Source organism: Peijinzhouia sedimentorum, assembly GCF_049340005.1.
Taxonomy (GTDB): domain Bacteria; phylum Bacteroidota; class Bacteroidia; order Cytophagales; family Cyclobacteriaceae; genus CAXBDP01.
Genome location: NZ_JBMPIY010000006.1, coordinates 115,909 through 132,216, shown reverse-complemented (window position 1 = coordinate 132,216; position 16,308 = coordinate 115,909). Strand labels below are relative to the sequence as shown.

The 16,308-nt window shown below is 39.3% G+C and carries 16 protein-coding genes; 10 read left to right on the top strand and 6 right to left on the bottom strand.

Annotated elements, in window-relative coordinates; all coding sequences use genetic code 11:
* Positions 1-19: 19 nt before the first annotated feature.
* Complete coding sequence (tviB, locus tag ACOXY8_RS10320) at positions 20-1,285, top strand: Vi polysaccharide biosynthesis UDP-N-acetylglucosamine C-6 dehydrogenase TviB (protein ID WP_458331508.1); 1,266 nt, start codon at positions 20-22, stop codon at positions 1,283-1,285.
* A 13-nt stretch (positions 1,286-1,298) separates the two neighbouring features.
* Here the strand turns inward: tviB and ACOXY8_RS10315 are convergent, their stop codons facing one another.
* Complete coding sequence (locus ACOXY8_RS10315; RefSeq protein ID WP_458331507.1) at positions 1,299-2,114, bottom strand: 3'(2'),5'-bisphosphate nucleotidase CysQ family protein; 816 nt, start codon at positions 2,112-2,114, stop codon at positions 1,299-1,301.
* A gap of 70 nt (positions 2,115-2,184) precedes the next feature.
* Between ACOXY8_RS10315 and pheS the strand changes: the two genes are divergently transcribed.
* Together pheS and ACOXY8_RS10305 are read left to right on the top strand one after the other, a co-directional pair.
* On the top strand, positions 2,185-3,201 hold the full coding sequence (pheS, locus tag ACOXY8_RS10310; protein ID WP_458331506.1) for a phenylalanine--tRNA ligase subunit alpha: 1,017 nt from the start codon (positions 2,185-2,187) through the stop codon (positions 3,199-3,201).
* A gap of 37 nt (positions 3,202-3,238) precedes the next feature.
* Entirely contained in the window at positions 3,239-4,096 is an 858-nt protein-coding gene (locus ACOXY8_RS10305) for a 3-hydroxyacyl-CoA dehydrogenase NAD-binding domain-containing protein (RefSeq protein ID WP_458331505.1), read from the top strand.
* A gap of 278 nt (positions 4,097-4,374) precedes the next feature.
* On the opposite strand, the gene ACOXY8_RS10300 is transcribed toward ACOXY8_RS10305, so the two are convergent.
* Positions 4,375-5,442, bottom strand: a complete 1,068-nt coding sequence (locus ACOXY8_RS10300; RefSeq protein ID WP_458331504.1) for a DUF4221 family protein — start codon at positions 5,440-5,442, stop codon at positions 4,375-4,377.
* 655 nt (positions 5,443-6,097) lie between these two features.
* On the opposite strand from ACOXY8_RS10300, the gene ACOXY8_RS10295 reads away from it, so the two are divergent.
* Both ACOXY8_RS10295 and ACOXY8_RS10290 read left to right on the top strand, forming a co-directional pair.
* The gene (locus tag ACOXY8_RS10295; protein WP_458331503.1) at positions 6,098-6,688 is read left to right on the top strand and encodes a nucleotidyltransferase domain-containing protein; all 591 of its coding nucleotides are present in this window, start codon (positions 6,098-6,100) and stop codon (positions 6,686-6,688) included.
* The gene (locus ACOXY8_RS10290; protein WP_458331502.1) at positions 6,681-7,019 is read left to right on the top strand and encodes a HepT-like ribonuclease domain-containing protein; all 339 of its coding nucleotides are present in this window, start codon (positions 6,681-6,683) and stop codon (positions 7,017-7,019) included. The genes ACOXY8_RS10295 and ACOXY8_RS10290 overlap by 8 nt, the downstream gene beginning before the upstream one ends.
* A 35-nt stretch (positions 7,020-7,054) precedes the next feature.
* On the opposite strand, the gene ACOXY8_RS10285 is transcribed toward ACOXY8_RS10290, so the two are convergent.
* The 4 genes from ACOXY8_RS10285 to ACOXY8_RS10270 form a co-directional block, all read right to left on the bottom strand.
* Positions 7,055-8,005, bottom strand: coding sequence for a DUF3078 domain-containing protein (locus ACOXY8_RS10285; RefSeq protein ID WP_458331501.1), 951 nt, complete (start codon positions 8,003-8,005; stop codon positions 7,055-7,057).
* A 79-nt stretch (positions 8,006-8,084) separates the two neighbouring features.
* On the bottom strand, positions 8,085-9,830 hold the full coding sequence (locus tag ACOXY8_RS10280) for a LysM peptidoglycan-binding domain-containing protein (RefSeq protein WP_458331500.1): 1,746 nt from the start codon (positions 9,828-9,830) through the stop codon (positions 8,085-8,087).
* Positions 9,827-10,468 (bottom strand): O-methyltransferase, encoded by a 642-nt coding sequence (locus ACOXY8_RS10275; RefSeq protein WP_458331499.1) that lies wholly within the window; start codon positions 10,466-10,468, stop codon positions 9,827-9,829. The genes ACOXY8_RS10280 and ACOXY8_RS10275 overlap by 4 nt, the downstream gene beginning before the upstream one ends.
* Before the next feature lie 42 nt (positions 10,469-10,510).
* Positions 10,511-11,743, bottom strand: coding sequence for a M16 family metallopeptidase (locus ACOXY8_RS10270; RefSeq protein ID WP_458331498.1), 1,233 nt, complete (start codon positions 11,741-11,743; stop codon positions 10,511-10,513).
* A 79-nt stretch (positions 11,744-11,822) separates the two neighbouring features.
* Between ACOXY8_RS10270 and ACOXY8_RS10265 the strand changes: the two genes are divergently transcribed.
* The 5 genes from ACOXY8_RS10265 to ACOXY8_RS10245 all read left to right on the top strand — a co-directional run.
* Complete coding sequence (locus tag ACOXY8_RS10265) at positions 11,823-12,845, top strand: glycosyltransferase family 9 protein (protein WP_458331497.1); 1,023 nt, start codon at positions 11,823-11,825, stop codon at positions 12,843-12,845.
* A 157-nt stretch (positions 12,846-13,002) separates the two neighbouring features.
* Entirely contained in the window at positions 13,003-13,206 is a 204-nt protein-coding gene (locus tag ACOXY8_RS10260; RefSeq protein ID WP_458331496.1) for a hypothetical protein, read from the top strand.
* A complete protein-coding gene (locus ACOXY8_RS10255; RefSeq protein ID WP_458331495.1) occupies positions 13,203-13,352 on the top strand; it encodes a hypothetical protein in 150 nt (49 codons plus the stop codon). The genes ACOXY8_RS10260 and ACOXY8_RS10255 overlap by 4 nt, the downstream gene beginning before the upstream one ends.
* Positions 13,353-13,382: 30 nt before the next feature.
* Complete coding sequence (locus tag ACOXY8_RS10250; RefSeq protein WP_458331494.1) at positions 13,383-13,721, top strand: transposase; 339 nt, start codon at positions 13,383-13,385, stop codon at positions 13,719-13,721.
* A 174-nt stretch (positions 13,722-13,895) separates the two neighbouring features.
* Positions 13,896-16,308: M12 family metallo-peptidase (locus tag ACOXY8_RS10245; RefSeq protein ID WP_458331493.1), on the top strand; the 2,413-nt coding region annotated here is incomplete at its 3' end.

Sequence of the window (16,308 nt, the reverse complement as noted above, 5' to 3'; positions counted from 1 at the left end):
TTATAATTCAATAAGATTCATGACATCAACTAGCAATAAGAAAATAGGTATAATTGGTTTGGGTTATGTTGGCCTTCCCCTAGCGGTAGAGTTTGGCAAAATCCGTGAAGTAATTGGTTTCGATATCAATAAGGAGCGTGTGGTTGAGCTTAATAATGGCTTCGATCGCACTTTGGAAGTAGATGGTGAGGAACTGAAAGAAGCCCAACATTTAAGCTTTACTTCTCAACTTGAGGACATCAAAGAATGCCAGATTTATATTGTAACTGTACCTACGCCAGTTGATGATTTCAAGAATCCTGATCTTACGCCTTTGCTCAAAGCTTCTGAAATGATTGGGACTATATTGAAGCAAGGCGATATCGTGATATATGAGTCGACCGTATACCCTGGATGCACAGAAGAAGATTGTGTACCGATGCTTGAAAAGTATAGCGGGCTGCAATTCAATCAGGACTTCTATTGCGGTTATTCACCAGAGAGAATCAATCCTGGAGATAAGGTAAATCGCCTGCCTACTATCAAAAAAGTAACTAGCGGCTCCACTCCGGATATTGCAGAAGAAGTAGATCAACTCTATAAGCAAATAATCACAGCTGGCACGCACAAAGCTGCTTCTATGAAAGTAGCTGAGGCGGCTAAAGTTGTTGAGAATTCTCAGCGCGATGTGAATATCAGCTTTATGAATGAACTATCGCTGATTTTCGATCGAATGGGCATCGACACCTTGGATGTATTAGAAGCGGCTGGCACTAAGTGGAATTTCCTTCCATTTCGTCCGGGTTTGGTAGGTGGACATTGTATAAGTGTGGATCCCTATTACCTCACTCAAAAATCTGAAAGTCTCGGTTATTATCCGGAAGTAATCCTTTCAGGTCGTCGGATCAATGACAATATGGGCGTTTTTATTGCTAATAAAGTGGTGAAATTGATGGTGCAAAAAGGCGATAAAATTAAAGATTCTAGAGCCTTGATTTTAGGCATCACCTTCAAAGAAAACTGTCCTGATATCAGAAACACCAAAGTAGTAGACATTGTGAGAGAGCTGAGTAATTTCAGTATCAACGTAGAGGTATATGACCCTTATGCGCTCAAAGATGAGGTGAAACACGAATACGGAATCAACCTAGTAGAAAAACCTACAGGTTCATACAATGCGATAATTCTTGCAGTAGCTCATCAGGAATTTAAGACCTTAGATATCGATGCGCTGAAAAATACTTATTCTGTAGTATTCGATATTAAAGGGATGTTGCCGAAGGATAAAGTTGATGCCAGGCTATAAGAAAAAACCCTTATTAACTTCCCATCCCTGAACACAGAAACGGGCCATTGTCCATACCAGGCTTTTTATAGCGTATTCGTTCTCCTGTGTATGGATTGGTCACTATTCCTCCCGCTGCCTCAATAATGGCTTGACCGGCAGCGGTATCCCATTCCATAGTACGACCTTTTCGGGCGTACAAGTCTGCGGCTCCTTCTGCTACCCTACAAAACTTAAGTGCACTGGAGGCTCCTACCCATTTGGTAATAGGATAATTCACCAATATTTCCTCCCGCTCTGTTTGTGCATACATGTGACTCAAAATGGCCGTTAAATCTTTCTTTTTACCCGAAATGCTAATTTCCTCCGTATGCGGATTTTTTCCATCCTTGGTAATTGATTCGCTTCTAAAAGCATTTTTACCCACATGCCCCCAATACAACTGCTGAGTAAATGGTAAGTAGATAATTCCAAAAACAGGTTCATGTTGATGCACAAAAGCAATATTGACTGCGAATTCACCCGAGCCACGCATAAAAGCTCTCGTGCCATCTAGCGGATCGACCAACCAAAAGTTAGTGAATTTGGCAATCTCTTGATCGCTCGGCAGGCTATGTTCTTCAGAAATCACAGGTATAGACGGCGCAATGTCCAACAGCACCTTTCTAATAAATTTATCGGCTTGCAAGTCGGCTTGGGTTACTGGGCTTTCGTCGGCTTTTTCCATTGCCCGTAGTGGACTATGCCCATCGAAATAGTGCATAAGAATATCACCGGCTTCTCGCGAGCTTTCCAATAACTTCGGAATCCAATTCATCTCAAACCCATTCTTTTCACTGGAATCTATCATATTCTATCAGATAACTATTTATTTCACGATATGCCGTGTATTTTTGCTTTCAAGTTCAATTTACATCTTTATGTTGGTCGAGTTACAATCCATTACAGAAGAAATTAAAAATTTCACAGCCAATTCAGAAGAAGAGCTGGAGCAGTTCAGAATGCGCTTTATAAGTAAAAAGAGCATAGTGGGAGAATTGTTTGCCAAAATGGGAAGTGTAGCTCCTGAAGAACGCAAAGCTTATGGCGCGGCCATCAATGGAGTGAAGGATGCAGCACAAGAAAAATTTAAAGAGCTTATCGATGCACTGGAAGCCAAAAAGGATGAATCTATAGCCGCCCCCATTGATCTTACCCTCCCGCCTATTCCTGATAGCTTGGGAAGTATTCACCCGATTACCGCTACCAAAAACCGAATTATCGAAATTTTTGGCCGATTGGGATTCAATACTTCGGAAGGGCCTGAAATCGAAGACGATTGGCATAATTTCTCCGCATTAAATTTTCCCGAAAATCACCCAGCACGTGAAATGCAGGACACGTTTTTCGTAGAGAAAAATCCAGATATTGCATTGCGTACTCATACCTCATCGGTACAGGTACGGGTGATGGAAAATCAAAAACCACCCATTCGCACACTTTCATTGGGACGTGTATTTCGGAATGAAGCTATTTCGGCAAGGGCGCATTGTATTTTCCACCAAGTGGAAGGTTTGTATGTAGATGAGAATGTAAGCTTTGCAGATTTGAAACAAACGCTTTATCATTTCGCCAAAGAGTTCTTCGACAAGGATGTGAAAATCCGTCTTCGTCCTTCCTATTTCCCATTTACTGAGCCAAGCGCTGAATGCGATATCTCTTGCCAAATATGTGGCGGCAAAGGCTGCAATGTATGTAAATACTCGGGCTGGGTAGAAATATTAGGCTGTGGCATGGTAGATCCGAATGTTTTAGAAAATTGTGGTATTGACAGTAAAAAATATACGGGATTTGCATTTGGAATGGGTTTGGAGCGCATTACCATGCTGAAATATCAAATAAAGGATTTGAGACTTTTCACCGAAAATGACGTCCGATTCCTCAAGCAGTTTACATAAAGCGGGAGGATAAAAACCTTATTAACCAATTGAAATTATGACGCAGCAGATCAAAAGTATAGCAGTAATAGGCGCAGGAACAATGGGATTGGGCATCGCACAAGTGGCGGCCATGAATGGATTCACTTGTATGCTGTTCGATATATCTACCGCTATGCTTGAGAAAGCTGCCAAGCAAATAGAAAAGAACCTGAATAAGGCTATTGAAATTGGTAAACTCGATGAAGCTGGTAAAGCAGCTACGCTCAAAAACCTGAGCTATGTAGAAAAGCTTGAAGATTGCAAAGCCGATTTGATCGTGGAAGCGGTAGTGGAAAAACTGGATGTGAAATTGAGCATTTTCCGCAAATTGGAAGAAATCAACCATGAGCATTGCATCATGGCAACCAATACTTCGTCCATCCCGATTACTCAAATTGGTGCTGGATTGAGTCGCCCACAGAATTTGGTTGGCATGCACTTTTTCAATCCTGCGCATATCATGAAATTGGTAGAAGTAATTAGCGGTGCCGCCACTGATGAACAAGTAGCCAATACTATTTATGAGCTTGCTTTGAAACTGGGCAAAACTCCAGTAATGGCCAAAGATGCTCCTGGCTTTATCGTAAACCGTGTTGCCCGTCATTTCTATGTGGAAAGCCTCAAAGTGCTTGAAGAAAATGTAGCCTCACACGAAAGCATAGACAGATTGATGGAAGCGAGTGGGTTCAAAATGGGTCCTTTCCGTTTGATGGACTTAATCGGTGTGGACACCAATTTTTCAGTGACTACTTCGATGTTCAACTCCTTCTATCAAGATTCAAAATTCCGCCCAAGTAGAATACAGCAACAGAAAGTAGATGCCGGATTTCATGGCAGAAAAAGCGGTAAGGGATTTTATACTTACGAGAAGTAAGGCTGAGGTTTCCACTATAGGGTAATGGAATTGCACAAATCATCCTTCTGGACAATTGTCTGAATCACGCCTGTCAGGCAGGGATTTCACAGATTAACAGATTTCACGGATTTTTTTTAGTGAAAGGAAAATGGCCATAGCCCATGGTTTCAACCGTGGGATAATGGAAAAGCACAAATCATCCTCCCGCATAGTCATCCGAAAATAGAATTAGAAATCAATTAATATTTAGCCAATCTCCAAAAACGCGCCAGTTAGACTGATTAGAATAAAAACTCCTAATTCTCAGGTGTAGGAATGCCAACAAACATAATAGCATCCTCTTCCATGTTTTGAGCTAACATAAAATAAAGCCTATCACCCATTGGGATGGGAATGGAGAAGCAGTTTTTTGGAACCTTTACTTGACCAATTAAACTCAAATTTTCAGAAATTACAGAGATATGATGACGGTTAAAAAAGAAACTGGGTTTCTTTAAATCTTCATTAGGATTATATGTAACCTCAACACGATAAAAAACTCTTCGGGAAGGATCCCATATCAGATTGTGAAAAAAATTGCTCCTTCTAACGTGCCAGACCCGTAAGTCTTCATTTTCACCTGGCAATTCAACCTCTCCTTTAATGAATTCACCAGGTGCCGATGCAAAATTTATTTTTTTTTCAGTGAGATTGTAAGTAAAAAGTAAATCTGAAAAAGGAAAGATAAAGGCGACCTTAGTATCATCAATAGCACTGACTAAGGGTTTGGCTATATCCGTGAATGGCCTAAGTCTTTCTTTTATTTCATCCGGCAATGCTACGTCCAATGCTCTAACAGTTTTGCTGTCTGGGTTTATCTTAACCATCCTTGGAATTTCATCAAACACAAATGGGTAAAAACTTTCTATGAATTCCTGGTTTACCCACGCAGGTTTAATTGATGGGGAGATTGTTATATCTAAACCTGGATTCACAACAATACTATTTCCAGCTAAACTTTTGGAATCAATTTCCGCTATTAGTTTTAAGCAGTTTTTTTCTTTGTTGATCTGAAAATGTTGATAGTTAGTACGAAAATTCTGAACAATTATGTCTTGTCCATAAACACCAACAGCTGAACCTGAATAAAGGCTGACAAGTGGATCACAAGGTTTGAAATTGGCAATCTCACCCGTACTAAGGTTTATTCTATCAATCGTGTTTCGAGTATGATTAAAGCCATAAAAAATAATTTGATCTTCCTCAATGGTAGAAGTATAACTTCGATCATAATATGTTAAAAAATTTACATTAGTTTGAATGACTAAAGTATCAGGCTGAGCAAAGGAAATGTCTTGCACTCCCTTCTCGGAGGTACAGGACATAAAGTTAATGCATAAGAATAAGCAAAGGCCAGAAAATAACCGTATCATTCGATGGTTGGATTACAATTTATTCTATCAAATAATGACTCCCGTAGGAATCATATCCCCACAAGCTACTTCTGATGAAAGAGTTTTTAAGCTTTTTCGTTACTTGATTAGATTATAAATCTAATTTTATAACTAATTTTATAAAAATAAGAGATCGATAAAATAGCAAAATGACAAAATGAACGGTCAAAATTGATGATGAACAAAACTTACCCTTTACAACAACAATCAAATTCCTAGGACATCTTATTTAATTATCCAATATTCACAACAATTTGAATCTCAAATAAAGCTTACGAATTGTCTAACCATCTTGCCTTTCTTAGGTAGGGATGATATTGATTGAATGATAGCTATGATATTTTTCGATTTATTCTGAAGCGCTTTTGCAAAGATTGCTGGTTCAATTCCAGGATTTGCAATCCGGTATACAAGAGAAGCGAAAAAATGCACAGGTTATATAAGCCAATTGCAATTGATTCGGTAGAAAAGAAAATAGATAGGCACACTTTGCAAAAACGCGTCAGTGAGTTTTTCAAATTTTTAAGTATTTTTGACAAAATTAGTCAAAATAATTTTTGCAAAATTCTCACTGTGGATAATGAATATGGATAGCCTAGGTGAAACGATAAGAAAACTCCGCTTAGAAAAGGAATTGCCCCTAAGGACAGTTGCTGCATATCTCGATATTGACCAGGCCATTTTGAGCAAAATTGAAAGAGGGCAACGCAATGCAAGCCGCGGAACTGTTGTAAAACTTGCGCAATATTTTAATGTGAAGGAAAGTGATTTACTCGTTGCATGGCTTTCGGACAAACTACTGTATGAAGTTGGAGACGAAGATGTGGCTTTAAGAGCTTTGCAAGTGGCTGAGGAAAAAATTGGCTATCTATCTCCCACCAAAAAGAACTTAGCTGCAATCGTAACTGAAATCAAAAAGGTGCTGCAAATAGACGGAAGAGTTGCCGCTGCTTGGCTTTATGGATCGATGGCAATTGGTGAAGAAAAACCAGAAAGTGATGTAGATATTATTATCGAGTTCAATGACAAGAAACAATATTCTATGTTTGACCTACTGGATATTGCCCACAACATAGAAAACAAAATTGACAGAAAGGTAGATCTTGTCGAAAAAGGGCAATTAGAGGAATTTGCGCTGAAATCGGCTAAAAATAACCTGTTAAAAATCTATGGTTAAGCCAAACCCTAAAGAAAGATTTGAGCATGTTCTTGAAGCTATTAAGTTAATCAAGGAGTTTGTAGCCGATGTGGACGAAGCCGCATTTTTAGTTGATATAAAAATTCAAAGTGCAATACAATATCAGTTTTTGATCATTGGTGAAGCGATAAGACATACTGATGAACGTATTTTATCCAAATATGATTATCCATGGCATATTCCAAAATCATTCAGAAATTTCATTATTCACGTTTATCATGGTGTGAAAATGGAAAGGATTTACTATGCCACCCAAGATTTGGATGATTTAGAAAAAGTAATTCAAAGCATAGTAAAAAATGAATTTTAAAGATCTGTCAACAATTCAATTGAGCAAAAAACCTCTTACTTCCCATTCCCATTCAGGTCGAGACTAAATCCAACGTTGATTACATTCTGAAATTGAACGGCTGGCCCAGTGGTGCCATCATCCCGTTTCACATCAATATCCTCATCGTAAATAAGCACTGCCGATACACTAGATGTGATAAATTTATTTACCTTCAATTCCAGCAAGGCTTCCCAGTTCACATCCACTTTTTCGAACGATTCATAGCCGGCAAACAAGTTGAGCAAGCTGGTGATTTTTACATTTTCAAAAAGCGTTTTCTTAATGGATGTCGTAATACTTGAACCAGCTTCCAATCTGCTTTTTTCGCCCTTTTCCACACCAAAGGCTCCTGCATTCGAAAGGCTATCATTCCACACAAAGGTGAGCTTTCCTGTATAGGGAGCCATAGTCACGGAATACCATTCTACCTTTTTCAAGGTAAGTCCAAGGGAGCCTTGCAAGTAACCTGGAGCCATAAAAGTGGATAAGAAAGTACGCGTTTCTCTATCGGCGTTTGCATCTCTTCGATATCTATAACCATCGTCGAATTGAGTACGGAAGTTTAAAATGGATGAAAGCGACCAAGTTTCGTTGATTTTATGACTGTATTTAGTGTTGAGTAAAATACGGTCGTCATTCTTTTTGAAAGGAAAATCACTGCTACTTTCGCGAATCAAGCCATAAGCAAACAGCAAATCACTTGTCCATGTAATATCTTCCTTCTCCTTAACAGCTCCTAATCGCAATTCTCCTCCTACAGAAATATTGCTCGATCCACCCGCATTCCAGTTTTTCAAAGTTACGTTTCTGAAATTGAGTCTGAAATTCCCTGTTTTAGACCAATACTTCACAGTGTCTGCTGCCAAAACAGAATCGACCTCTACCACCGCTTTAGTAGTATCACTTTGCGCATAGATAGGAATTGAAAAAATGAAGATGAATAGTGAAATTAAAAAGAAACGCAAGATCGGATATCTATTAAATTAAAAATACAGCTTCTTAAACGAGCTAAGCGATTTGCAATTATACAATCAAAATAAATTTTTACAGCTTAATTCGAAGTTTTTGTCCGGGGTGGATAATATCATCTTTCAAGCCATTCCAATCTTTGATATTGGCGACACTTGCACCAGTTCTTCTGGAAATGGCCGACAGCGTATCTCCCGGCTGCACTTCATAATAAGAACCCGGACCAGCGGGAGGTAATTTTTTCTTATTTGGATCTACATAGATTACTAAAACTGTTCCTTCTTTAAGTGCCTGTGAAGCATTGGCATCGTTCCATATCAATACATCGTCCATCGATACTCCGTGTCTTGCTGCGATATTGAAATAATTGTCGCCACGCTTTACTGTATAGTTGATTTTGTTGTGCCCCGCTGGTATAGCATAACCTTGCTCAGAAGGCACATAGCGTTCAATTGTATTACTTGAATTACTACTTGTTTGGCTATTTGATCTTCGATTACTACTTGTTGAATTGTTTGCGAATTGAGTAGTATTTCTAACATACTCTACTTGCTGATTTTTCTTAATGCGCTTCCGCAAATGAAGCTTTCGCCAATCTCTTACCTTTTCATCAGGCTCAATTCTATTCAATTTCATGAGCCTTCCCATTTGGATTCCATGCGCTTGCGATACCTCCCAAAGACTTTGTCCGGGCTGAAGCACATGATATTCCTGTTCTGCTTTTCTTGCTTTCTTTTCATAATAATAAATCTGTCCAGGTCGAATTTCTTCCTTCCTAAATAGATCATTATACTTCCTGAATTTTCTCCTTGAGATTCCACCCAACTTCGCCAACTCCTTTTGCGTGTCATTTCGCTGACCCAACACGGCCTCCATTTCATTTCGAACCTGATATCTCGCTGTACTTCTTGCCGGCTGGGAAACCGATCGAATATCTTGATTTACAGGAATTCGTGTATTTTCTAAATAGGTTTTACCTGTCAGCTGAGCAATTGCTCTTTCATTTTGATGCGCTACCGGCAATATCACATCGAAGCTTCCACCCTGTGGGATTTTCTCTGTTTTGAGCCATTTATTATAGTCGCGTACTAGTTTGGGATCTAAGCTATAGTCTGCCGCAATCTTTTCAAGTGCTATTCCCGGACTGCCTTTCAGGTTATATAGCGCCAATTCAGGATGACGCGCAAGACCTGTTCGGCCTGCAAAGGCTACTTGATGCGCCAAGAATTTCTTCACATACCAATGCGTTTTGCTAGTGATAGGCATTTTGCGAGAGCCATAATACTTTTTATCCACAATAGACAAAGCTCCACCCAAACCTACATTGTAGGATAGCAATGAATACAACCAATTGTCAAAGGTCTGATTATTACGCTTGAGATATTTTGCAGCTCCTCTACTGGCTCTTTCGATATGGGCACGCTCGTCTATTTGCCTATCCACCCGCATTCCTACTTCTTGGGCAGACGCCATTTTGAATTGCCAAAAACCAACGGCATTGGAAACGGATACGGCATCCGAAATCAAAGCACTTTCTTGGATTACCAAATACTTGAATTCATCAGGCACATTTTCTTCTCTAAACACGGTCTCGATGATAGGGAAATAAAGATTTACGCGATCGAGTAAGCTTTGAAAATACGTAGGGCTGCGATACAGACGATCCACATCCACTTGGATTTCCCCCCGCACTTTATTGTCCAGCTCCAAAGTCATATCGCCAAACTTTAATGTTGAAGGCACAGTTGGGGTTTGAGCCTGCACAAAAGCATTGCTTATCAGTAGAAATCCAAGTAATATGACGCTGATTCTTTTAATCATTTCTTCATTCTTGCCATCATTATTCCATCTCTGAGCGGGAGGAGCATATTTTCCACTCGATCATCTTCCTGCACTTTCTGATTAAAGGCCTTTATGGCTACAGTATCCTTATCTTTTGCAGATTCGTCGATTACCTTTCCACTCCACAGCACATTATCGGCTAGGATTATTCCGCTAGGAGCCATTTTATCAATGATTAGGTCGTAATAGTTGGAGTAGTTTTTCTTATCCGCATCGATAAAAACCAAATCGAAAGGGCCATCAATATCCGGGATCAATTCCAGCCCATTACCAATTCTATAATCGATTTTTTCGCGTACACCCGCTTCAGTCCAATAGCGATTGGCCATTTCTTCCAGCTCCTCATTGATATCGATGGTGATCAACCTCCCGCCTTTTGCCAAACCTTGGGCAAGGTAAATGGCCGAATAGCCGGTGTATGTTCCAATTTCCAATATACGTTTGGGCTGGCACATTTTCGAGATCATCGCCAAAAACTGCCCTTGCAAATGCCCTGAAAGCATTCGAGGCATCATTACTTTTGCATGCGTTTCTCTATCGAGCTTCTTCAGCACTTCCGCTTCCGTTCCTGAATGCTGCTCGCAATATTCCTGAAGCTTAACGTCAATAAATTCCATTAATTGAATAACCGTTTTTTGACCAAAAAATTACTTTTCACCTCAATCAGGCTCAAAAGTTAATATACTCAATTTACTCGGTTCTAACGTTTCGTTGGCAATATCCATCAGCCTTTCGGCCGAAATATTATCAATTCGGCTGAAAATATTGTTAATGCTTTCCATTTTGCCTAGTTCAAGCAGGTTTTTACCCATCATCAACATCATACCTCCGCTATTCTCTTCACCCATCGCCAATTGCCCTTTAATCTGCGCTTTGGCACGGTGCAGTTGCATAATGCCCAAAGGCTGCTCGCGAAGTTTTTTGATTTCCTTCATCACTAAACGAATCGCCCTATTGATTTGGTTGGGCTCAGTAGCGAAAAATATTCCCATACTGCCAGTATCCGAGTAGGGCTGATAAGATGCTTCTATAGCGTAAACCAAACCGTTTTTCTCACGCAAAGCCATATTCAAGCGTGAATTCATTGCCGGGCCGCCCAGCAGATTCATCAATATAAAAAAGTCGAGCTGATGTTTGTGATTGATCGGATAAGCCAAGCCTCCAATAGCACAATGCGCTTGAGTAATCGGCTTTTCGTATTTCACTGATTTGGGATCGTATTTCTCGAAAGGCGTCCGTACTTTTCGGCCACTCAATACAGGCACTTGCGCGATAAATTTCTCGGCATAGTATTTCACTTTTTTCAAGGGCAAATTGCCTACTATCGAAAAAATGATTTGCTGCGAACGCAAATTCTGATGCACAAATTGCAGCATATCCTCCCGCGAAAAACTGCGGACGGTTTCGCGGCTACCCAATATATTATTGCCCAATGGATGCTTGCCAAAAAGCACTTCATCAAATACATCTTGTAAAGCATCTTCCGGGGTATCTTCATACAAGGACATTTCCTCCAAAATAACGCCTCGCTCTACCTCAAGCTGTTTTTTAGGAAATATAGAACCGAAAGTAATATCAGTAAGCAAATCCACAGCTTGTGGAAAAAACTGATCTAAAACCGAAGCATAAAAGCAGATTTTTTCTTTCGTTGTATAAGCATTCAGCTCACCGCCAACGCTTTCGAGTCTATTGATAATCTGGAAGGAATTGCGGCGGGAGGTTCCTTTAAAAACCATGTGCTCCCAAAAGTGTGCAAGCCCTTCCTGCCCCGGTTGTTCGTCGCGACTGCCTACATCTATTATGTAGCCGCAGTGTACGATATGGCTATGCGGATTGGGTTTGAAGGCCACCCGAATGCCATTGTCTAATGTAATAATGTCGTAATCGGTCATCGCTAGAAATTGTACAAACTTACAAAATAACTATATGGCAAATTGCCTTTTGAAGGGAAGTCTTATCTTTAAGCCTCCAATGAAAAAGAAAATCCAGATCCACTCTATCCTGATCATCCAAACGGCCTTTATCGGCGATGTGATTTTGGCTACGGCTTTGGTGGAAAAATTACGTCGATTTTATCCGGAAAGTGCCATCGATTTTATGTGTCGAAAAGGAAATGAATCGGTTTTGGATGGAAACCCGCATATCCGAAAAGTGTTGGTCTGGGATAAAAAAACCGATAAGTACGGACATTGGCGGGAGCTTTTGCGGGAGGTAAAACAGCAGCGATACGATTTGCTCGTAAACCTACAGCGATTTGCCTCTATGGGTTTATTCACCACTTTGTCCAAAGCCAAAATCAAAGTGGGCTTTCGTAAAAATCCCTTTTCTGCGCTATTCAAATACCGGGTAAGCCATGAAGTAGGCGATGGCACACATGAGATCAGCCGCAATCAGCAATTGATCTTACCCTGGACGGATGAAAAGCCGTGTATGCCTAAGCTATACCCTTCGGAAGCGGATAAGCAAAAAATTGCCGAGTTTCAACAGGGAGCTTATATCTGCATAGCACCCGCCTCAGTTTGGTACACCAAGCAATACCCAACTGAGAAGTGGTGCGACTTAATCCGTCATTTGGACTTCAAAGGAAAGATATATCTACTCGGCGCACCCAATGATGCCGAGCTGGTAAATGGCATTATCTCCGAAACGAACGATAGCAGGCTGGTAAACCTCTGCGGAAAACTATCGCTATTGCAATCTGCCGCTTTGATGAAAGGTGCCATTTTGAATTATGTAAATGACTCAGCTCCGCTACATTTAGCATCTGCCATGGATGCGCCGGTAGCTGTGGTATTTTGCTCCACTATTCCACAGTTTGGCTTTGGACCACTCTCCAGCTTTAAGCGAATTATCCAAATCAAAGAATCCCTCCCCTGCCGCCCCTGTGGCCTACATGGCTTCAAAGACTGCCCCAAAGGCCATTTCGACTGCGCCTTCAAAATTGATACTTTGCAATTGGTGAAGGCTTTGGGGGATGCGAGGAAACTAGGCTAGGCCAATTCTCATTTCAATTTTCTTCATAATATTACAATAGCACTATTGGATTTTATTTTGGGATGGGTTACTTTTATATAGTTTTGACGATGAGGAGTTTATTACAATAGATGCGAAACGTGTTTGAGTTTGAAAAGGTCTTAGCAAAAGTGAAATTATGAAAGTAAAATATATTGTTTTAATTATTTTGATTGGGGTTTCTTTTTCAACCTTCTCACAAATCAAAATCTGGGATAAAGAGTTAAAATCAATCAAGACGAAAGGGGTTGTTTCCAGATTAGAAGAACCTACTAGGGTTATACAGATTACCTTCAATATGCCCAATGGACTGACAGAGAGATTTATTTCATCACCAGAATGAGAGATAATACGCGCTATAAAAGCCTACAAGAAATAGAGCTTCCCGAATACAACGAGCAAGAAATCCTAAAAGATGAGCTCATTACTATCAATTATAAAGTAAACAACGAAAAAAGACCGCTAAAACTTCGTAGGATAGTCTTTTGACATGAACAGCATCCAAAACTATTGGTTTTTATGACCAATAATTTTGAACTCGACGTATCCATCATTACCGCCATATACAAGTATCGCTGGCAGATAGAACTGCTGTTTAAAAAACTCAAGCAAAATTTCCCATTAAAATACTTCTTAGGAGACAATCAAAATGCAATTGAAATCCATATATGGTGTTCCTTGATCTCTCTTTTGCTTATGGAGGTAATCAGAAAAATGGCCAAAAGAAGATGGGCATTTTCTAATATGGTCGCATTGGTCAGATTCTATCTGATCAGCTACGTCCACCTAATCAACCCAGAAAAAGGGCTAAAACAAAGGGTAAATGCACTCAACCAACCTTCACTTTTTCCCACATAGGGGCTTTGTTTTTTAAAATCAAATAAATATCCACCTAAATCGACTCTAATAAAGACTTTTCTCTACTTTTAATTTTAGTCGGACACTAATGATTAAAAATTAATTTTTAATTTAGTGTCAATGAAGTTTCAATCGAAATAGAGAATCCTTGCAAAGAAAGTTAAATAAATTCTCATGAAATATTTGCACAATTTAAGAATAGTATTATTAATAATTATTTTGCCCTTATTTACAGTTAAAACCCTTAGTGGACAAAATATTAATCTAAATAAAAAAGCAGATTTTAATTTATTTATTCCAATTGCTGATTCAGATGTTTTTAACTCTAATAGAATTGATAGTATCCCTTCTTTAAATAAGAAAACTGTTGTTTTGAATAAATCTGTAGCAATGGGAAACCTTGAAATAGGTAATACTATTAGTTTAAATTTGTTTGATGAAATTTTTATAGTAATTATAGATAAAATTAGCACAAATGTAAATAATACTACTACAGTAAGAGCAAGGTTTCAAATGTATTCAATGGGTTATTTGCTTCTTTCTACAACGAATGGCCTAAGTACGGGAATTATTCAAATACCTGAACTAAATCAGGAATATAATTTTTTCACCAAAGATCTTTCTGGAATAGCTGTAATTGAAGTCAGTGAAAATAGGAATCAGTTAAATAATTTAGCCTCAGATGCTTATTGTTATTTTGATGCCATGGAGCCCAAAACTATACATCAACATAAATCTGAGCACTTAATACCCAATAATAAAGTTACGGATATTGGAGACTCCATTATTAACATCGACCTAATGGTAGTTTACACACCCGAAGCATTTAAGTGGTTTAACGAGCATTCAAATGGAATTGAAAATATAACAGCTAACCAAATTGCTTATTTAAATTTATGTTTAGAAAACAGTTTAACTTACACTCAAGTATCACTTGTCTATTCAGGGTTAACAGATTACGTTTTCAACCCTAACACAGTAACAAACTTCACTGATGCCCTTTATAGATTACAGGGAAAAGATGATGGATATATGGATGAAATCCATGAATTAAGAGACGCCTACAATGCCGATTTAGTAACTCTAGTTGCTGAAATCATGGGAGCAGGTGGTGTCGCCAGTGCGTTAGGAAGAAAAACCGGAGCTTCTGAATTAAGTGCTTTTAATGTTTGTGGCATTGATTCATGGCGATATGATAAAGGTGTCTTAGCACACGAAATAGGTCATAATTTTGGAGCTGGACATAATTGGGAACAAACAATTGATCCTGGACCTAATACCTGGGGAGATTGGCCTGAGAATACATGGTCAGCAGGTTGGAAGTGGAAGTCCGATGAACCGCATCCAGATATTTTATATTTCGATAAATATCCTTTTTTTGCGGATGAAATGTCATTCGGCGGTCATTTTTATGCAGATAGTTCAATAGTTGTCAATCTACCCTATTTTTCAAACCCTGATGTATTACACAAAGGATACCCTACCGGCCATCCTAATTTAGCAAATAATGCAAGAACCATTCGGGAAATGAGAGAAGTACTTTCAAAGTATAGAATAAATACTAGTGGCAATTACCCATTATTGACAAAAAAAATAATAAATGTTCGAGACATGTCAGCAACAGGTGGAGGGGAAATATTTAATCTAAGTAATGGAGTCGTTACCGCCCGAGGAGTATGCTGGAGCACATCTCGAAATCCCACCATTAGTGATTCAACTACAATTGATGGGGAGGGATTAGGGCCGTTTACCAGCCAGCTTATTGGATTAATTCCTAATACAACTTACTATGTTCGAGCATATGCTACAAACGAGGTAGGTACAGCTTATGGGAATGAAGTTATGTTTGTTACTGCTAAGCCAGAATTGATTTTAACAACTGCATCAATTTCAAACATCGGTGCAACCAGTGCAACCAGCGGAGGGGAAGTAACCAATCTAGGTAATGGAGTCGTTACGGCTAGAGGAGTAGCATGGAGCACAACTCCAAACCCTACGATAAATAACTCATTTACAACCGACGGAGAAGGATTAGGGGCTTTTACAAGTCAACTTATTAACTTAAATCCAAACACAACTTATTATGTTCGAGCATATGCTACCAACGAGGCAGGTACAGCTTATGGAAACGAAATTGTGTTTACTACTTTGGAAATACTCTACCCTGATGTTAGCATGATAACGGTATCCAACATTGGTTCAACAAGTGCTATAGCTGAGGGTGAAATTACCTTTTTGGGAAATGGAACCGTTTCTGCTGGAGGGGTTCTCTGGAGTACATCTTTCCCTCCTACTCTTAATGATTCATTTACTGCCGATAGTTTGGGGTTAGGTCCTTTTAAAAGCCAGCTTACTGGCCTAAATCCTAATACAACTTACTATGTTCGAGCATATGCTACCAACGAGGCAGGTACAAATTATAGTAGTTTCATCGATATGTTTACTACTAAACCAGAAATTGTGATGCCTACGGTCACAACCAAAGAAATTTCCAATATTGCCGTAATCAATGCAACCAGCGGAGGGGAAGTAACCAATCTAGGTAATGGAGTCGTTACGGCTAGAGGAGTAGCATGGAGCACAACTC

Bases quoted from the DNA above. Each gene is read 5' to 3' on its own strand.
- ACOXY8_RS10280 (WP_458331500.1), bottom strand. From the start codon at position 9,830: ATGATTAAAAGAATCAGCGTCATATTACTTGGATTTCTACTGATAAGC.
- ACOXY8_RS10260 (WP_458331496.1), top strand. From the start codon at position 13,003: ATGAAAGTAAAATATATTGTTTTAATTATTTTGATTGGGGTTTCTTTT.
- ACOXY8_RS10295 (WP_458331503.1), top strand. From the start codon at position 6,098: ATGGATAGCCTAGGTGAAACGATAAGAAAACTCCGCTTAGAAAAGGAA.
- tviB (WP_458331508.1), top strand. From the start codon at position 20: ATGACATCAACTAGCAATAAGAAAATAGGTATAATTGGTTTGGGTTAT.
- ACOXY8_RS10250 (WP_458331494.1), top strand. From the start codon at position 13,383: ATGACCAATAATTTTGAACTCGACGTATCCATCATTACCGCCATATAC.
- ACOXY8_RS10270 (WP_458331498.1), bottom strand. From the start codon at position 11,743: ATGACCGATTACGACATTATTACATTAGACAATGGCATTCGGGTGGCC.
- ACOXY8_RS10300 (WP_458331504.1), bottom strand. From the start codon at position 5,442: ATGTCCTGTACCTCCGAGAAGGGAGTGCAAGACATTTCCTTTGCTCAG.
- ACOXY8_RS10275 (WP_458331499.1), bottom strand. From the start codon at position 10,468: ATGGAATTTATTGACGTTAAGCTTCAGGAATATTGCGAGCAGCATTCA.
- pheS (WP_458331506.1), top strand. From the start codon at position 2,185: ATGTTGGTCGAGTTACAATCCATTACAGAAGAAATTAAAAATTTCACA.
- ACOXY8_RS10305 (WP_458331505.1), top strand. From the start codon at position 3,239: ATGACGCAGCAGATCAAAAGTATAGCAGTAATAGGCGCAGGAACAATG.
- ACOXY8_RS10255 (WP_458331495.1), top strand. From the start codon at position 13,203: ATGAGAGATAATACGCGCTATAAAAGCCTACAAGAAATAGAGCTTCCC.
- ACOXY8_RS10315 (WP_458331507.1), bottom strand. From the start codon at position 2,114: ATGATAGATTCCAGTGAAAAGAATGGGTTTGAGATGAATTGGATTCCG.
- ACOXY8_RS10290 (WP_458331502.1), top strand. From the start codon at position 6,681: ATGGTTAAGCCAAACCCTAAAGAAAGATTTGAGCATGTTCTTGAAGCT.
- ACOXY8_RS10265 (WP_458331497.1), top strand. From the start codon at position 11,823: ATGAAAAAGAAAATCCAGATCCACTCTATCCTGATCATCCAAACGGCC.